This window comes from Sphingomonas asaccharolytica NBRC 15499, assembly GCF_001598355.1.
In the GTDB taxonomy this organism is placed as follows: Bacteria; Pseudomonadota; Alphaproteobacteria; order Sphingomonadales; family Sphingomonadaceae; genus Sphingomonas; species Sphingomonas asaccharolytica.
The window spans coordinates 1-14,063 of record NZ_BCYU01000020.1 but is presented as its reverse complement, the minus strand read 5'-3'; the positions used below and the strand labels follow the sequence as shown (position 1 = coordinate 14,063).

The following is a 14,063-nucleotide window of genomic DNA, read 5'->3' as shown; positions in this document are numbered from 1 at the left end:
CAATCCCGCCTAAGCGGGTCGCAATGGCGCTCGGATTGTCTCGCGCGAAGGCCGCTAAAGCCGTGCCCGCCGAATCGGCGGCGGTCGTGCTGCGCCCCGACGAGATCGCCGGAATCGCCGCATCGATCGAACTGATCCCGGTGCCGTTGGCGCTGGTCGGGCGCCCCGATCATGCTGTTGTCGTGGCCGCCGCCAACCGCGCCTTTCGTGCTGCCGGCCTAGGCAACACCGCGGGCGAAGCGCCGGTGATCGTCGCCTTGGGCGACCGGATCGCGACGTTCCTGGCAGGAGAGGCCGTGAACGACGACTTCACCTGGGAATTCGGCGACGCGGTCGATTGCCGCCATTTCCGCGTCACCCTGGCGCGGCGTTCGCCGGCCTCGTCTTATTGCTTCGCTACCTTGGTCGACCATACCGGCGAATTGCGGACTGCGCGCAATCTGCGCCGCGAGATGATCACCGACAGCCTGACCGGTCTGCCCAATCGCAGCGGCTTCAGCGAGTTGCTCGAGGAACGGATCGCCGAGGGCGGCGGCGCGCGCTATGCGGTGTTGATCATCGACCTCGATCGGTTCAGCCGTGTCAATGCCTGTATGGGATCGATGGCGGGCGACGAATTGCTGATCACACTGGCGCGGCGCCTCAAGGGTGCGTTGCGCGCGTCGGACATGCTGGCGCGCACCGGCGGCGACGAATTCGGTATCCTGCTCGCGCTCGAAGAGAGCGAAGCGGAGGCCGAACAGGTCGTTCGTCGGATTCAGGAGACGCTGGCGACGCCGTTCCGCATGTCGGACTTCGAGATCCGCGTGTCGTGCTCGATCGGCATCGCGTTCGGGTCGGACGCGGTAGAGGATTCGGAAGACCTGATCCGCCACGCCCATTTCGCCGTCAAACGCTCCAAGACGTCGGGCCAGGCTGAATATTACCAGACCCAGGCGCTCGACATCGCGCGCGAGCAGTTCGGCATCGAGACCGAGCTGCGCCGGGCGATCGAGAACGGCGCGATGCGGCTGACCTATCATCCGATCTGCGACCTCGCGACCGGCCAGGTCGTCGCGTTCGAATCGCTCGCGCGCTGGACCGACGACCATGGCCACGAACATTCGCCCGCGGACTTCATCCCCGTCGCCGAGGAATCGGGGTTGATCGTGCCGCTCGGTCGTTGGGCGATCGAAGAAGCGGCACGGACGCTCCGGTCGTGGGATGTCCGCGCGGGCGGCGAATGCGGCGTGCGCGTCGCGGTCAATCTGTCGGCGATCCAGTTGCAGCGCGACGATATCGCGCCGGTGGTCGAACAGGCGCTGCTGCGCAATCAGCTTGCCGGCAGCCGCTTCACGCTCGAACTCACCGAAAGCGCGCTGATCTCCGATCCGGAGCGCGTCGCCGAGACCATGCATCAGCTCAAGAGTCTGGGTGCGACCCTGGCGATGGACGATTTCGGCACGGGCTATTCAAACCTGGCTTATCTTCAGAAACTGCCGATCGACGTGCTCAAGATGGATCGCAGTTTCGTGACCGGAATGCTAGCCGACCGCGACAAGGTCGCGATCGTTCGCGCGATCCTCAGCCTGGCCCAGGCGCTCGGCAAGGAAACCACCGCGGAAGGGATCGAGACCAACGAACTGGCCCAGACCTTGGCGGCATTGGGCTGCACTTATGGCCAGGGATTCGTCTACGCCAAGCCGCTCGAGGCCGACGAGGCTTACGCCTATCTGGTCGCGTCGAGGGCTTGAGCGACTTCCTCGTCGGTAATCGCGGCAACGCGCGCGGCATCGGGGAATTGCTCGGCGATCCAGCGATCCTCGATCGCCCGCAACGTCTTCGCCACATCGGGTCCTGCCTTCAGCCCCTTGGCGACAAGTTGTCCGCCCGACATCGGCAACTTCGGCCGCGTCCAGTCGCGGATCGCGGCAGCATCGCCCCCCGACAGCAACAGCCGATCGACCGCGAGTTCAGTGCCCAGCCGATAGGCCAGCGCGTGCGGTTCGGCATCGACCGGTAGCGTCGCGCTTTCCAGCCGCTGGCGTTGCTTGTTGGAAAGCTTCAGCCGCGCGCCGACGCTTGCCGAGACGGCCGGATCGGCTGGCAGCAACGCGGCCAGCCGGCGGATCGGATCGGGAGCGATCCCGCTATTGGCCTCTCTTCTCGCCAGATCGGCGAGACGCGCGATGCCGGCGATTTCGGGCAAGACGGGGACGAACACGCCGCGCTCGATCATCAGCGTGATGACCTCGACCGCGCGCGGTGCGACGAGCAGGCGCAGCAATTCGTTGGCGATGCGTTCGCGGGACAGCGCCATCAGGTCGTTGGCGCGCTCGGCGCAGGCTTCGAGCCCGTCGGGATCGGCGGTGTCGCCGAACCGCGCGAGGAAGCGGAAGAAGCGCAGGATGCGTAGATGATCCTCGGCGATGCGACGATAAGGGTCGCCGATGAAGCGGACGTGCCGGGCCTCGAGATCGGCAATGCCGCCGAAATAATCGTGGATTTCGCCGGTCGCGGGTTCGGCATAAAGCGCATTGATCGTGAAATCGCGCCGCGCCGCATCCTCGCGCCAATCATCGGTAAAGGCGACCGTCGCACGCCGTCCGTCGGTGGTGACGTCGCGCCGCAAGGTGGTCACTTCGTACACTTCGTCGCGCGACACCGCGGTGATCGTGCCATGGTCGATCCCGGTCGGAACCGCCTTGATCCCGGCGGCTTCGAGCAGTTGGATCACCGTGCGCGGGTCGTGCGGGGTGGCGAGATCGATATCGGCGGTTTCGATCCCCAACAGCGTGTCGCGCACAGCTCCACCGACGATTCGCGCATTGCCGGCGCCCAGCGCGGCGACCAATCGGGCGAGACCGGGGCGATCGCGCCACTCTGCCGGGGGTAGTAAGGTCACGCCGCCCATCGCAGCCGCCGCGACAGGTTGACCAGCATCGCCGCCGTCGCGCCCCAGATGCGGCGCTCGCCCCAACGGATTTCGTAGAAATAGCGTGTCCGGCCCTGCCATTCGGCGCTGGCGCGAAGCTGGTTGTCCGGATCGAGCACGAAGGCCAGCGGCACTTCGAACACGTCGGCGACTTCGGCCTCGTTGGGATGATAATCGAGATCGGGCGGGACCACCCCGACCACCGGAATCACCTCGAAGCCGGTGACGGTGAGATAGCGGTCCGCCTCGCCGATCAACGTGACGGCGGCGCGGGGCAAAGCGATTTCCTCCTCCGCCTCGCGCAATGCCGCGTCGGCTGCGTCGCGGTCGCCGGGGTCGATCCGGCCGCCGGGAAAGGCGACCTGTCCGGCATGGCGGCGCAGGCTTTCGGTGCGCTGGGTCAGGATCAGCCCGGGCTCGGGCCGGTCGGTCACGGCTACCAGTACCGCGGCCGGCATGCGTGAGCTTCCGATTCCGGGGTGATCGCCGGCGAGTAATTCAGGCTCGTGGACATGGTCGAGCGCGACGCGCAGCCGCTCGGCGAGCGTCGTCATGCGTCGGGCTCCAGCGCAAAGAAGGCGCCGTTGCTCCACACCCCCGGCGGATCGTCGTCGCCCGACAGCGCCCGCTCGGCGATATCGTAATAGACCGATCGCGCGACCAGCGCCTCCAGCCCGCCACGAACGTGGAGATAGGGGCGCGGGCCGTCCTCGCCTTGCTCGAATCGCAGCGCGTGATCGGCGTCGGCGGTGATCAATTCGCCAGTGTTGAGGCGAAAGGCCAGCGCCGCGTCGCGCCCTTCGCCTTCCGCCTTCATCTCGACCGCGACGAAGGGCGCATCCTCGACCTCGATGTCGAGCTTCTCGACCGGCGTAACCAGTACGTAACCACCATCGGATTCGCGCCGCAAGATGGTGGCGAACAGCCGCACCATCTCTTGCCGGCCGATCGGCGATCCCATGTGGAACCAGGTCCCGTCGCGCGCGATCCGCATGTCGCTGTTACCACAATGGCTGGGATTCCATTGCTCGACCGGGGGCAAGCGTTTCTCCGCCACGAGCCGCGCCACGTCGGCGAGCGACAGGTTGGCGAGATCGGGAGGCGGGGCCATCGGCATGCGATGACCGCTAGGGCAGGGAAGATCGGGCTGCAACCGCGAGCCGCGGGATGATGGCTCCTCCCTTCCACGTCACCCCGGCCTTGTGCCGGGGTCCAAGGTGCCGCGAGCACCGGACTTTTTAGTCTCTTGCCCTTCGCTCAGCCGCTCGTTGGGGCCCGGGACAAGCCCGGGGTGACGATTGGTTGGTGATGGCCCTTTTCCCGCTGCGTCAAACCGCGACGCTGACCCGCGGGCCCAACTCCCCAGCGATTGCCGGTACATTCGTCCCCCGCGCGAGCAATCTATGCGCCTCCACCGGCCCGGGTAGACGCCATCCGGCGGTCGCCGCGGCGGAAAATCCCCAGAAGCGGCCATAATATTCCGGATCGCCGATCAGCATCATCGCGCCGTCTAGGTCGAGCTCGAGCGCGGCGTCGAGCGCCTGGTGGACCAGTTCCTTGCCCAGCCCGCCGCGTTGACGCGACGGTTCGACCGCGACCGGACCAACCAGGACGAGCGGGTGAATGCTGCCGTCGTCGCCGCGGAGCGCGATCGGCCAGCATTGGATCGTGCCGGCGAGCACGCCGCCCTCGATCGCCGCGAAACTGAGATCGGGAATCGATTCGACGCCATCGCGCAGGCGATAGGCAGTGCGGCCGTGACGATCTCGGCCGAACGCACGGTCCAGCAGCGCCTCGACGGCGGCGGGGTCGATGGCGTTGATCGGCACGAAATCGGTCACTTGGCGGAATCTCCTCGAACGCACGGGCAATACGCCCGGGGGCGGGCGCTTTATCGGCATCGCGGCTGAATACAAGGCGAATGCGCAGGCCGCGGCACCGCTAGGGCTTGATCGCCGGCCCCGGGAAGGGCAGGGGCGCGCTCCTTAGATGGGATCACGCGACTTGGAAGACCGCCTGCAACTCGAAGTGCACGATATCGAGGTAATGGTGCTGACCGGCATCTATTCCGAGGAAACGCATCTTCCCCAGCCGCTGCGCATCTCGATCACGGTCGATCTCGACCTGCCGGGTCGATTCGCTCCCGAATCACCGCTTTCAATGTCGAAAAATTATCTCGATTTGAAACACGCTGCGACCAGATCGCTGCCGGAGGGCGTGCATTTCACGCTGATCGAGGGCGTCGCCGACCACATTTGCGAGACATTGTTCCTGCAGGACAAGCGTGTCGCCCGCGTCGGGGTCAAGATCGTCAAGCTGGCGATTGCCGAAGCCGGCGAATCGATCGGGATTACCCTGATCCGCCACCGCCGTTAGGAGCGATTTTCAAGCCGATTTGAGCGGTCGGCGGCTCGGAAATCGCTGCGGAGAGGGAACGCGGAGCGAATCCGTCAGGACGGATTCGCTCCGGCGCGGCAGGGACCGAGCCCTTGCTTGACCAGCGCATAGTCCTGTTGGACGGCCGCGGCGTCGGCAGGGTCGAGTCCCGACAACGTGTCGGCTGGTATTTCGACCGGTAGGCCGCAGGCTAGGCGGTACCACAAGAAGGTATTGCGTTGCGGCGGCGGCAAGGCGTCCTCCACCACTTCGCTCAGCGATACCGTCCATACCGGCGGTTGATTCTGCTTGCGCTGGATGCCGAGCGAGATCGGATGTCCGGTGGTCTTGAGGAAGATCTGCGTCTCCCCTTCACCGGGAAGAGTGCCCGCCGCATGGAACGCATTGGAGATGCCGACGATCGCCGGCGGCGCCTTTGGCGACACCAGATCAGCGGCCAGTCTGCGCACCGTGGCGTCAGTCTGCGGCGACCATTGCAACTGCGCGCCCGGGGTTATCAATTGGAGCTGGTCGGGGCTGTTGGCGACTGTGCGTGCGAAGATAATCACGCGCATTTTCTTCAACTTGGGTGCCCGTCCGGCGGCGTCGAGCGGGGCGTCGTAGAGGTAGCCGATCTGCGGCGGCAACGCCCCCGGCGCGCGGATCAGCGCATTGATCGTGACCGTCAGATAATAACGAACATGCCCTGGGGCTATACCGACTGCCTCCGCCGGCTTGATCTTCGCCGCATCGGTGATAGTGGCGTCCACGACCACCGGCGCCTTCGTCGCCAGATCAGCCATATCGGCATAACGATAAACAGGCGGAGGCGGTGGCAGTGTGTTTGCTGACACCGGTATCATCGAGATACCGGTCGCAATGAACAGGACGGAGAGGAATCGAGCCATGGGAACGCGTGACATAGCGAATGAGTTAGGCGATCAGAACGTTCCTTTACAGAAATAATTCTGCCATGCTGCGATTGTACGTTTGTTGCGCCCGACAAAGCGTTTGCGTCGTTGCAGGGCTAGCGATAGAGACTCGCGCTCTGCCCGATCAGGCGCTAGCCGAAGGGTTCGTTGCCGAACGATTAACGTCTGGCGACATTCGCGGGTCGGACACGAAGGAGTTGAGTTTCTGAATGTCATACGCTGATCGTGATACAACCGGCAGCCGTATCGTAGCGATTATCATTGTTTCGCTAATCGTTGCGGGATTCGGTTATGCATTCGTGACCGGCTTGGCGGTAGATTTCGCCAAGAAGGCCGCTGAAAAACTGAACGCGTTCGACGTGGCGCCACCGCCACCGCCGCCGCCGCCAGACAAGCCGCCGCCCCCGCCACCGGACCAGCCGAATCTGCCGCCGCCGCCGACTCAGGTCGTGATCCCGCCGATCACTCCGCCGGTCCCGTCGCCAGTCAACATCGCTACGACCAACGTGCCGCAGCCGCCGCCTCCGGTGACGCCGCCGGCTCCGGTCGTGCCGCCGCAGCCACCGGCGCCGCCGGCGCCTCGGCCCGTCGCCGTTAAGGGTGGCCCCAAGGGTAATCCTGGTGGCTGGTTCACCGACGACGATTATCCTGCCGACGCCAAGCGCGCTGGCGCCTCGGGTCGCGTCTCGGTGCTGCTGAACATCGATACGTCGGGCAAAGTTGCCGGTTGCCGCGTTACCGCATCGAGCGGCTACTCGTCGCTCGACGACGCGACTTGCCGTCTCGCGCAGCGTCGTGGCCGCTTCATCGTGCAGAAGGATACCGAAGGGAACGCGCAGGCTTACACCTATACGTTGCCCGGCATCCGCTGGACGTTGAAGGACGAATGATTTTTCACGCCGGCGCCCGGAAGCCCGGGCGCCGGCCAGGTTGTATCTTGAGACGATATTTTTAGAGGAAGCATCCGAATGAGCATCTCCATCCTTAACGCTGGTGCGGCTGGTGCCGCCCAGGAACAGTTCGGCTTCTGGAACGCGCTGAACAACGGCGGCGCCATCTCCTACGCCACCGCCGGCATCCTGCTGGTCATGCTGTTCTTCACGCTCTACATTTTCTTCACGAAGGTGTTCGAGCAGCAGAAGATCATCAACCAGGGCCGCCGCGTGCGCGCCACGTTCTGGAACTCGAACTCGCTGCGCGAAGGCGCCGCCAAGCTCGAGAAGAACTCCGCCTACAAGCAGCTGGTCGATGACGGCCTCGCCGCGCAGGAGCAGCATGCAAGGCTGACCGATCCGGTCGAAGCGCATGACTGGCTGCACGGCTCGCTTCAGCGCTCGGAAGACACGATCAACTCGGCGCTCGCTGGCGGTCTCGCCTTCCTCGCGACGGTCGGTGCGACTGCGCCGTTCATCGGTCTGTTCGGTACCGTGGTCGGCATCTACAAGGCGCTGCTCGGCATCGCCGCTGCTGGTCAGGCTTCGATCGACAAGGTCGCCGGCCCGGTCGGTGAAGCGCTGATCATGACCGCCTTCGGTCTCGTCGTCGCGGTTCCCGCGGTGCTCGGCTACAATTTCCTGCAGCGCCGTAACAAGGGGATCCAGGAAGCGCTCAGCGCGTTCGGCAACGACGTTCTCGGCTACCTCGCGTCGAACGGCGCAGTGAAGCCCAGCGCCGCGGTTCGCAAGCCGGCCGCCGCTGCGACGACGCCGGCCAAGCCGGTGACCACCACCGCCGGTCAGGCGGGTGGCGTTACCACCAAGCCGTAAGCGCGTGATGGCGGAACGGGCGCGGTGCCCTGTTCCGCCAGACGTTCGGGCGCTGGCCCGGACGCACGAAGCAAGGATAGGAATGCTTAATGGCTATTAGCACCGGAGGCTCCTCCGAAACGCCGATGTCGGACATCAACACGACGCCGCTCGTCGACGTCATGCTGGTGCTTCTGATCATCTTCATCATCACGGTTCCGGTCGTGGTGCAAAATGTGAAGCTGAAGCTGCCCGAAGTGAAGTACGACGTGACGCAGACGAAGCCGGAAAACGTCAACCTTTCGATCGTGTCAGACGACGCGGGTCAGTGCGGCATCTATTGGGGCATGACCCGGATGACGCACAAGGAACTGCTCGACAGGGCGACGAAGAAGATGAAGGCCGATATCGAACGTCTCAAGGCGGCCGGTCCGATCGACCCCGAGAAGATTCCCGAAGTGCACATCCGTGGCGACGTCAACGTCCCGTACAAGTGCATCGGCGCGGCGATCTACACGATGCAGTCCTCGGGCTTCATCAAGGTCGGCTTCATCTCGCAGCCGCCACCCAAGGACGGTTCCGCGGCGGAATCCTAACCGTCTCGCTAGCTCAGGAGTTTTGAATCATGGCAATGAGTGGCGGCAGGGATGATGGCGCGCCGATGATGGATATGAACATGACGCCGTTGATCGACGTCTTGCTTGTGCTCCTCATCATGTTCATCATCACCATCCCGGTCCAGACCCACGCGGTGAAGGTCGACCTTCCGGTCAACCAGGCGAACAATCCGCCGCCGGTCGACGCGCAGAAGAACAAGATCATCATCGACGCGAACGACAATGTGACGTGGAACGGTACGCCGGTGACGAGCGACGAACAGCTCGACCAGTATCTGCAGGCGACCTTGCAGATCCAGCCCGAACCGGAGCTGCACTTCCAGCCGCTTCCGGACGCGCGCTACGAGAAGGTCGACAAGGTCCTGGCGGTCATCAAGCGCTCCGGGATCAGCAAGCTCGGCTTCATCGGCAACGAGCAATACGCGAACGAATTCTGACGCTTTCGGGCATCGCTTTCGTCGAAAGGGGCGGCCGCGCAAGCGGTCGCCCCTTTTCGTTGGCGGGTGGGCTGTGCTGGTCTGTTCGAGTTAGGATGCGGCCTGATAATCCGATCGGGCCTAACGCCGCGCGGCATGGAGATAGCCAACCAACTCGCGATTGATTGCGACTCCTGCCAGATCGGCTCCGATACCGATATAGCCTTCCCGCCGCAACCGTTGGCGCACGTCGTTCACGGAGCGGCAGTCGCTGGACTGCGCCAATTGGATGGCACGTTCGATCGTCGTTAGTGGTTCGGACATGGACTCGCTTTGGCGCGAATCGACCCGCATCCCAGCAGCATTCCGTCAGCGAATCGATTCTTATCGCGCTCGTTCGCGTTTTCCCGCTTGGTAGGTCTTGATCCTGCTTGACCAGGAAAGACGGCTCTCAAAGCCGCGGCAAAGTCACCCCGCGCTGCCCCATATATTTGCCCGCGCGGTCGGCGTAGCTCGTCTCGCACGGCTCGTTGCCCTGCAGGAACAGGAACTGGCACGCGCCTTCATTGGCATAGATCTTGGCCGGCAGCGGCGTTGTGTTGGAGAATTCGAGCGTCACGTGGCCTTCCCATTCGGGCTCGAGCGGGGTGACGTTCACGATGATGCCGCAGCGCGCATAGGTCGACTTGCCGAGGCAGATCACCAGCACGTCGCGCGGCACACGGAAATATTCGACGGTGCGCGCTAGGGCGAAGCTGTTGGGCGGGATGATGCAGCAATCGGTCTTGCGGTCGACGAAGCTGTTGGCGGCAAAATCCTTGGGATCGACCGTCGCGGAATCGACATTGGTGAAGATCTTGAATTCGTCGGCGACGCGCGCGTCATAGCCATAGGACGACAGGCCGTAACTGATGCAGCCCTCGCGCCGCTGCGCCTCGACGAACGGCTCGATCATCCCATGCTGCGTTGCTTGCTCGCGAATCCAGCGGTCGGAAAGGATCGACATTCTCTACTCCCTGTTCGCCAGCAGCTTTCGCGGCAATAAAGCGATCGGGCAAGAGGCGCCGCATCGCGCGTCGGCGAAATCCAAGGAGACGATAGAATGCGGATCGATCCCTCGCGCGCGATTGGCGGCTATGCCGCGGTGATGACCTTGGCGGCGGCGTGGCTGGCATTGGCCGCGGTCGCACCGGCGGCGACGAAATTCGATACGATCGACGTCCAACGGATCAACGTGCGCGAACCCGACGGAACGCTACGGCTGGCGATCGCCAACCACGCGCTGATCCCCGGCATCATCATCGGCGGCAAGGAATATCCGCACCCTAACCGGACCGAAGCGGGGATGATCTTCTACAACGATCAGGGCGATGAGAATGGCGGCTTGGTGTTCGACGGCGGGATGAAGAACGGCAAGCCGACCAATGGCGGCAGCCTGACCTTCGATCGCTGGCATCAGGATCAGACGCTGCAATTGGTCAGTACGGAGGATGGCCGCGATCGCCGCGCGGGGCTGGTGGTCAACGACCGCCCCGATGCACCGATGGACATCGCGGCGGGCCTGCAGATGCGGGCCATGAAGCCGGGGCCTGAGCGGGATGCGCTGATCGCCAAGGCGGGGCTGACCAGCGCGAGACGGGCTTGGCTGGGCCGAAGCGAGGATGGCAGCGTCGCCTTGATCCTCAGCGACCCGGCGGGGCGGCCGCGGCTGACGCTCGGCGTCGGCAATGACGGCGTTCCAAGTGTCGAGCTCCGCGACGCGGCTGGCAAGGTGACGAGGACGGTGCGGTAACCCGAACCTTGAACGCCGGGAACGTCAGACGATTCCGAGATTCGCCGGCCCGAAAGCGTGAGGAAGGAGGTCGGACAAGGCATATTCGGCAATCGGGCCGCCGGTCAGCCCCGAGCACCAGACCTTGAGGTCGCGCTTGCCGGCCTGCGCTGCCTCATTTAGGATCTGACGGCAGCGCCCGCACGGCAGGATCGGCCCGATGCCGTCCTTGCCCGTCATGCCTCCAACCACGCCGACCGCGACCACATCGCGCATCCGGCCGTCGGCACTCGCCTTCGCCACCGCTACCGTCTCGGCGCAGAGCGACAGGCCGTAGCTGGAATTTTCGACATTGGCGCCGGTGATCACGCTGCCGTCGCTCATGAGCAGCGCCGCGCCGACCGAGAAATGCGAATAGGGCGCCCAGGCATTTGCGGCCGCGTCGCGCGCCGCCTCGATCAGCCGTTCGGCCGTATCCGCATCGGTCATTTCGTTACCACATCCCAATTGACCAGCCCCTCGACGCCATCGACGCGCCGCATATCGCTTGCCCGCCACATCCGCCAGGGTCGCGCGGCGTAATCGGGCGGGAAGAAGTTCTGCGCGCTCCAGATGGGGCGGTCGAGCGCTGACGTCACGTCGTAATTCGCCTCGAACCGTTTCGACACGAGCAGAAGCACGGGGCGCTCGGTATGCGCTTCGACCATGATGATGAAGCGCTTGAGCTCCTCCAGCACGACATCGCGCGATGGCCGGTCGTTGCAGCCATCGATGAAATCGACCTCGACCGCCGGCGGCAAGGCGTCGTCGGCTTTGGGCACGGTGGTGTTGAAATTGTTCGCCTGATCGGCGGCGAGCCGGCACAGCGACCAGGCGTGGATGGCGCCGCGGCGCATGCCCGCGTCGGCAATGCCGCGCCAATTGTCCTCGAACCGCGCGTCGCGGTCGCCGCCCAGGGTCGCGCGGGCATAGCCGAAATCGGCGCCTGCCGCCTTGACCGCGTTCCAGTCGACCGCACCATTGGCGTCCGACACGTCGACGCCCTGAAACTGATAATCGCTGGCTGATGGCCGCCAGCCGCGCGCGACCAGGTACAGTGCGCCGGCCAGCGCGAGCATCGCGACCGCCAAGCCGACCGGTAACGCCAGGCGCCGCATCAGGCGCGGATGTGCAGCACGCAGATCAGCGTGAACAGCCGCCGCGCGGTGTTGAAATCGACCTCAATCTTGCCCCCCAGCCGTTCCTTCAGGAGTTCGGCAGCATCGTTGTGAATGCCGCGTCGGGCCATGTCCACCGTCTCGATCTGCTGCGGCGTGGCGTTGCGGATCGCTTCGTAATAACTGTCGCAGATCGCGAAATAATCCTTGATCGGTCGCCTGAGCGTGCCGAGCGAGAGGATCAATGTCTCGAGCGGCGAGCCATCCTCGCGCGACAAAGAGAGCACGAGTCGGCCCTCCTCGACCCCGAGATGGAGGACATAGGGGCCGGCATAACCGTCGGGATAGTCGCGCAACGGGCGGAAGGCATTGTCCTCGAGCAGATCGAAGATCGCGATGCGGCGTTCCTGTTCGACATCCGCACTGCGCCACACGATCGTGCGGTCGTCGAGGGTGATGTCCTTGATGCGATGATCCGCCACAGACCGCGCTTATCCCCATCCAATGCGATTATCCACAGCGCTGCTGGCTTTGTCCCGGCCGGGGAGTGGCGTAGAAGGACGCCATGGCGACAGCGATTCATTCCTTGCCGGGGGCGGAGGCGCCCTCGCTCCCACAGAACGTCGAAGCGGAAGCCGCGCTGCTTGGCGCGATGATGATCGACAACCGCATCGCCGAAGAGATCGACAAGCTGACGCCCGATCACTTTTTCGAGCCGCTTCACGGGCGGATCTTCGGCGCGATCAAGAAGATGGTCGATGCTCAGATGCCGGCGACGCCGGTCAGCCTGCGGCCGATGTTCGAAGCCGATCCGGCGATGAAGGAATTGGGTGGGCCGGGCTATCTGGCGCGGCTGACGGGATCGGGCGCGGGGCTGATCGGCGCGCGGCAATTTGCCCAACAGATCTATGACCTGGCGCTGCTCAGGACCTTGGTCGGGGTCGGTCGCGAACTGGTCGACAAGGCGATGGACACCTCGCAAGAGGTCAATCCGCGCGCGCAGATCGAAGCGGCCGAAGAGGAATTGTTCAAGGTTGCCGGCGACGGCGGCAGCGAACAGTCGATCAAGACCTTCGCCCAGGCATCGACTTTGGCGGTGGCGATGGCCGATCGCGCGCTCAATTCGGGCGGTGGCGTATCGGGCGTGACCACTGGCCTTACCTCGATCAACGGGAAGATGGGTGGCTTCCACCGTTCCGACTTGATCATCCTGGCCGGGCGACCCGGCATGGGCAAAACGTCGCTGGCGACCAATATCGCGTTCAATGCGGCGCAGCGCTACATGCAGGATGAGCAGGACGGCATCGATCCCAAGCAGCGGATCGGCGCCAAAGTCGCCTTCTTCAGCCTGGAAATGTCGGCCGATCAGCTGGCGACGCGCGTGCTGGCGGAACAGGCGCGGATTTCGAGCCAGGACCTGCGCATGGGCAAGATAAGCCAGTCGGAAATGGACCGGCTGGTGGTCACCGCGGGCGAATTGCAAAACCTGCCGTTCGTGATCGACGACACTGCTGGCCTGACGATCGGTCAGCTCCATACTCGCATGCGACGGCTGCAGCGGCGGCATGGCGAGAACGGAATCGGCATGGTGGTGGTCGACTATCTGCAATTGCTGTCGGGCAGCGGCTCGCGCGCGAGCGACAATCGAGTGCAGGAGATTTCCGAGATCAGCCGTGGATTGAAGACCTTGGCCAAGGATCTCAACGTACCGGTGCTGGCGCTGTCCCAGCTCAGCCGTCAGGTCGAAAGCCGTGAGGACAAGCGCCCGCAATTGAGCGATCTGCGCGAATCGGGATCGATCGAGCAGGACGCCGACGTCGTGCTGTTCGTCTATCGCGAGGATTATTATGTCGCGGCCAAGGAGCCCAAACGGCCAGTCGAGGGCGATGACGCCAAGGCGTTCGAGGACCATGCCAAATGGGCCGAGGAGATGAACCGCGTCTATGGCCTGGCCGAGTTGATCGTGGCCAAGCAGCGCCATGGCTCGACGGGCAAGGTGATCCTGCGGTTCGAGCCGGAAGTGACGCGGTTCAGCGACTATGCTGGGGAATATGCGAGCACGGATTACGAGTAGATCTTCCTCTCCCCGGTAGGGGAGCTGGGAGAGGGGTGAGCGGTCCGTAGGACCGCGCGAG

General features: G+C 64.3%; 18 protein-coding genes. 8 read left to right on the top strand and 10 right to left on the bottom strand.

What is annotated here, in order from left to right:
- Positions 1 to 23 precede the first annotated feature (23 nt).
- The gene (locus SAS01S_RS07525) at positions 24 to 1,733 is read left to right on the top strand and encodes a putative bifunctional diguanylate cyclase/phosphodiesterase (RefSeq protein WP_084238627.1); all 1,710 of its coding nucleotides are present in this window, start codon (positions 24 to 26) and stop codon (positions 1,731 to 1,733) included.
- On the opposite strand, the gene SAS01S_RS07520 is transcribed toward SAS01S_RS07525, so the two are convergent.
- The 4 genes from SAS01S_RS07520 to SAS01S_RS07505 form a co-directional block, all read right to left on the bottom strand.
- The gene (locus SAS01S_RS07520; RefSeq protein WP_066806771.1) at positions 1,709 to 2,893 is read right to left on the bottom strand and encodes a CCA tRNA nucleotidyltransferase; all 1,185 of its coding nucleotides are present in this window, start codon (positions 2,891 to 2,893) and stop codon (positions 1,709 to 1,711) included. The two genes, SAS01S_RS07525 and SAS01S_RS07520, sit on opposite strands and share 25 nt — an antisense overlap.
- Positions 2,881 to 3,468: a CoA pyrophosphatase gene (locus SAS01S_RS07515; protein ID WP_066806769.1), complete on the bottom strand. Its 588-nt coding sequence runs from the start codon at positions 3,466 to 3,468 to the stop codon at positions 2,881 to 2,883. Before SAS01S_RS07515 ends, SAS01S_RS07520 begins: the two co-directional genes overlap by 13 nt.
- Positions 3,465 to 4,031: a DUF1285 domain-containing protein gene (locus SAS01S_RS07510; RefSeq protein WP_066806767.1), complete on the bottom strand. Its 567-nt coding sequence runs from the start codon at positions 4,029 to 4,031 to the stop codon at positions 3,465 to 3,467. The genes SAS01S_RS07515 and SAS01S_RS07510 overlap by 4 nt, the downstream gene beginning before the upstream one ends.
- 211 nt (positions 4,032 to 4,242) lie before the next feature.
- Positions 4,243 to 4,755, bottom strand: a complete 513-nt coding sequence (locus SAS01S_RS07505) for a GNAT family N-acetyltransferase (RefSeq protein ID WP_066806765.1) — start codon at positions 4,753 to 4,755, stop codon at positions 4,243 to 4,245.
- A 163-nt stretch (positions 4,756 to 4,918) separates the two neighbouring features.
- Here SAS01S_RS07505 and SAS01S_RS07500 point away from each other — a divergent pair, with 163 nt between their 5' ends.
- Entirely contained in the window at positions 4,919 to 5,290 is a 372-nt protein-coding gene (locus SAS01S_RS07500) for a dihydroneopterin aldolase (protein ID WP_084238631.1), read from the top strand.
- A gap of 74 nt (positions 5,291 to 5,364) precedes the next feature.
- On the opposite strand, the gene SAS01S_RS07495 is transcribed toward SAS01S_RS07500, so the two are convergent.
- Positions 5,365 to 6,060, bottom strand: coding sequence for a hypothetical protein (locus SAS01S_RS07495; RefSeq protein ID WP_245656787.1), 696 nt, complete (start codon positions 6,058 to 6,060; stop codon positions 5,365 to 5,367).
- A 371-nt stretch (positions 6,061 to 6,431) separates the two neighbouring features.
- Between SAS01S_RS07495 and SAS01S_RS07490 the strand changes: the two genes are divergently transcribed.
- From SAS01S_RS07490 to SAS01S_RS07475, 4 genes are all read left to right on the top strand, one after another.
- On the top strand, positions 6,432 to 7,112 hold the full coding sequence (locus SAS01S_RS07490) for an energy transducer TonB (protein WP_066806761.1): 681 nt from the start codon (positions 6,432 to 6,434) through the stop codon (positions 7,110 to 7,112).
- Between the two features lie 78 nt (positions 7,113 to 7,190).
- Positions 7,191 to 7,988: a MotA/TolQ/ExbB proton channel family protein gene (locus SAS01S_RS07485; protein WP_066806760.1), complete on the top strand. Its 798-nt coding sequence runs from the start codon at positions 7,191 to 7,193 to the stop codon at positions 7,986 to 7,988.
- Between the two features lie 89 nt (positions 7,989 to 8,077).
- Positions 8,078 to 8,563 carry an ExbD/TolR family protein gene (locus SAS01S_RS07480; RefSeq protein WP_066806758.1) on the top strand — a complete coding sequence of 162 codons (486 nt, stop codon included), beginning with the start codon at positions 8,078 to 8,080 and terminating at the stop codon, positions 8,561 to 8,563.
- 29 nt (positions 8,564 to 8,592) lie between these two features.
- Positions 8,593 to 9,021, top strand: coding sequence for an ExbD/TolR family protein (locus SAS01S_RS07475; protein WP_066806755.1), 429 nt, complete (start codon positions 8,593 to 8,595; stop codon positions 9,019 to 9,021).
- 120 nt (positions 9,022 to 9,141) lie between these two features.
- Here SAS01S_RS07475 and SAS01S_RS07470 read toward each other — a convergent pair whose 3' ends face one another.
- A complete protein-coding gene (locus SAS01S_RS07470; protein ID WP_157082702.1) occupies positions 9,142 to 9,324 on the bottom strand; it encodes a hypothetical protein in 183 nt (60 codons plus the stop codon).
- 127 nt (positions 9,325 to 9,451) lie between these two features.
- Positions 9,452 to 10,006, bottom strand: a complete 555-nt coding sequence (gene dcd, locus SAS01S_RS07465) for a dCTP deaminase (RefSeq protein WP_066591765.1) — start codon at positions 10,004 to 10,006, stop codon at positions 9,452 to 9,454.
- A gap of 96 nt (positions 10,007 to 10,102) precedes the next feature.
- On the opposite strand from dcd, the gene SAS01S_RS07460 reads away from it, so the two are divergent.
- Complete coding sequence (locus tag SAS01S_RS07460) at positions 10,103 to 10,792, top strand: hypothetical protein (RefSeq protein WP_066806751.1); 690 nt, start codon at positions 10,103 to 10,105, stop codon at positions 10,790 to 10,792.
- Between the two features lie 24 nt (positions 10,793 to 10,816).
- Here SAS01S_RS07460 and SAS01S_RS07455 read toward each other — a convergent pair whose 3' ends face one another.
- From SAS01S_RS07455 to SAS01S_RS07445, 3 genes are read right to left on the bottom strand one after another with little or no spacing between them, the layout of a single operon-like run.
- Positions 10,817 to 11,260, bottom strand: coding sequence for a cytidine deaminase (locus tag SAS01S_RS07455; protein ID WP_066806749.1), 444 nt, complete (start codon positions 11,258 to 11,260; stop codon positions 10,817 to 10,819).
- The gene (locus SAS01S_RS07450) at positions 11,257 to 11,928 is read right to left on the bottom strand and encodes a GH25 family lysozyme (RefSeq protein WP_174544947.1); all 672 of its coding nucleotides are present in this window, start codon (positions 11,926 to 11,928) and stop codon (positions 11,257 to 11,259) included. Before SAS01S_RS07450 ends, SAS01S_RS07455 begins: the two co-directional genes overlap by 4 nt.
- Entirely contained in the window at positions 11,928 to 12,410 is a 483-nt protein-coding gene (locus SAS01S_RS07445) for a UPF0262 family protein (RefSeq protein WP_066806747.1), read from the bottom strand. Before SAS01S_RS07445 ends, SAS01S_RS07450 begins: the two co-directional genes overlap by 1 nt.
- A gap of 83 nt (positions 12,411 to 12,493) precedes the next feature.
- Here SAS01S_RS07445 and SAS01S_RS07440 point away from each other — a divergent pair, with 83 nt between their 5' ends.
- On the top strand, positions 12,494 to 14,002 hold the full coding sequence (locus SAS01S_RS07440) for a replicative DNA helicase (RefSeq protein WP_066806745.1): 1,509 nt from the start codon (positions 12,494 to 12,496) through the stop codon (positions 14,000 to 14,002).
- Positions 14,003 to 14,063 lie beyond the last annotated feature (61 nt).

Coding starts and splice junctions, on each gene's coding strand:
- SAS01S_RS07525 (WP_084238627.1), top strand. CDS start 24: ATGGCGCTCGGATTGTCTCGCGCGAAGGCCGCTAAAGCCGTGCCCGCC.
- SAS01S_RS07520 (WP_066806771.1), bottom strand. CDS start 2,893: ATGGGCGGCGTGACCTTACTACCCCCGGCAGAGTGGCGCGATCGCCCC.
- SAS01S_RS07515 (WP_066806769.1), bottom strand. CDS start 3,468: ATGACGACGCTCGCCGAGCGGCTGCGCGTCGCGCTCGACCATGTCCAC.
- SAS01S_RS07510 (WP_066806767.1), bottom strand. CDS start 4,031: ATGCCGATGGCCCCGCCTCCCGATCTCGCCAACCTGTCGCTCGCCGAC.
- SAS01S_RS07490 (WP_066806761.1), top strand. CDS start 6,432: ATGTCATACGCTGATCGTGATACAACCGGCAGCCGTATCGTAGCGATT.
- SAS01S_RS07485 (WP_066806760.1), top strand. CDS start 7,191: ATGAGCATCTCCATCCTTAACGCTGGTGCGGCTGGTGCCGCCCAGGAA.
- SAS01S_RS07480 (WP_066806758.1), top strand. CDS start 8,078: ATGGCTATTAGCACCGGAGGCTCCTCCGAAACGCCGATGTCGGACATC.
- SAS01S_RS07475 (WP_066806755.1), top strand. CDS start 8,593: ATGGCAATGAGTGGCGGCAGGGATGATGGCGCGCCGATGATGGATATG.
- SAS01S_RS07470 (WP_157082702.1), bottom strand. CDS start 9,324: ATGTCCGAACCACTAACGACGATCGAACGTGCCATCCAATTGGCGCAG.
- dcd (WP_066591765.1), bottom strand. CDS start 10,006: ATGTCGATCCTTTCCGACCGCTGGATTCGCGAGCAAGCAACGCAGCAT.
- SAS01S_RS07460 (WP_066806751.1), top strand. CDS start 10,103: ATGCGGATCGATCCCTCGCGCGCGATTGGCGGCTATGCCGCGGTGATG.
- SAS01S_RS07455 (WP_066806749.1), bottom strand. CDS start 11,260: ATGACCGATGCGGATACGGCCGAACGGCTGATCGAGGCGGCGCGCGAC.
- SAS01S_RS07450 (WP_174544947.1), bottom strand. CDS start 11,928: ATGCGGCGCCTGGCGTTACCGGTCGGCTTGGCGGTCGCGATGCTCGCG.
- SAS01S_RS07440 (WP_066806745.1), top strand. CDS start 12,494: ATGGCGACAGCGATTCATTCCTTGCCGGGGGCGGAGGCGCCCTCGCTC.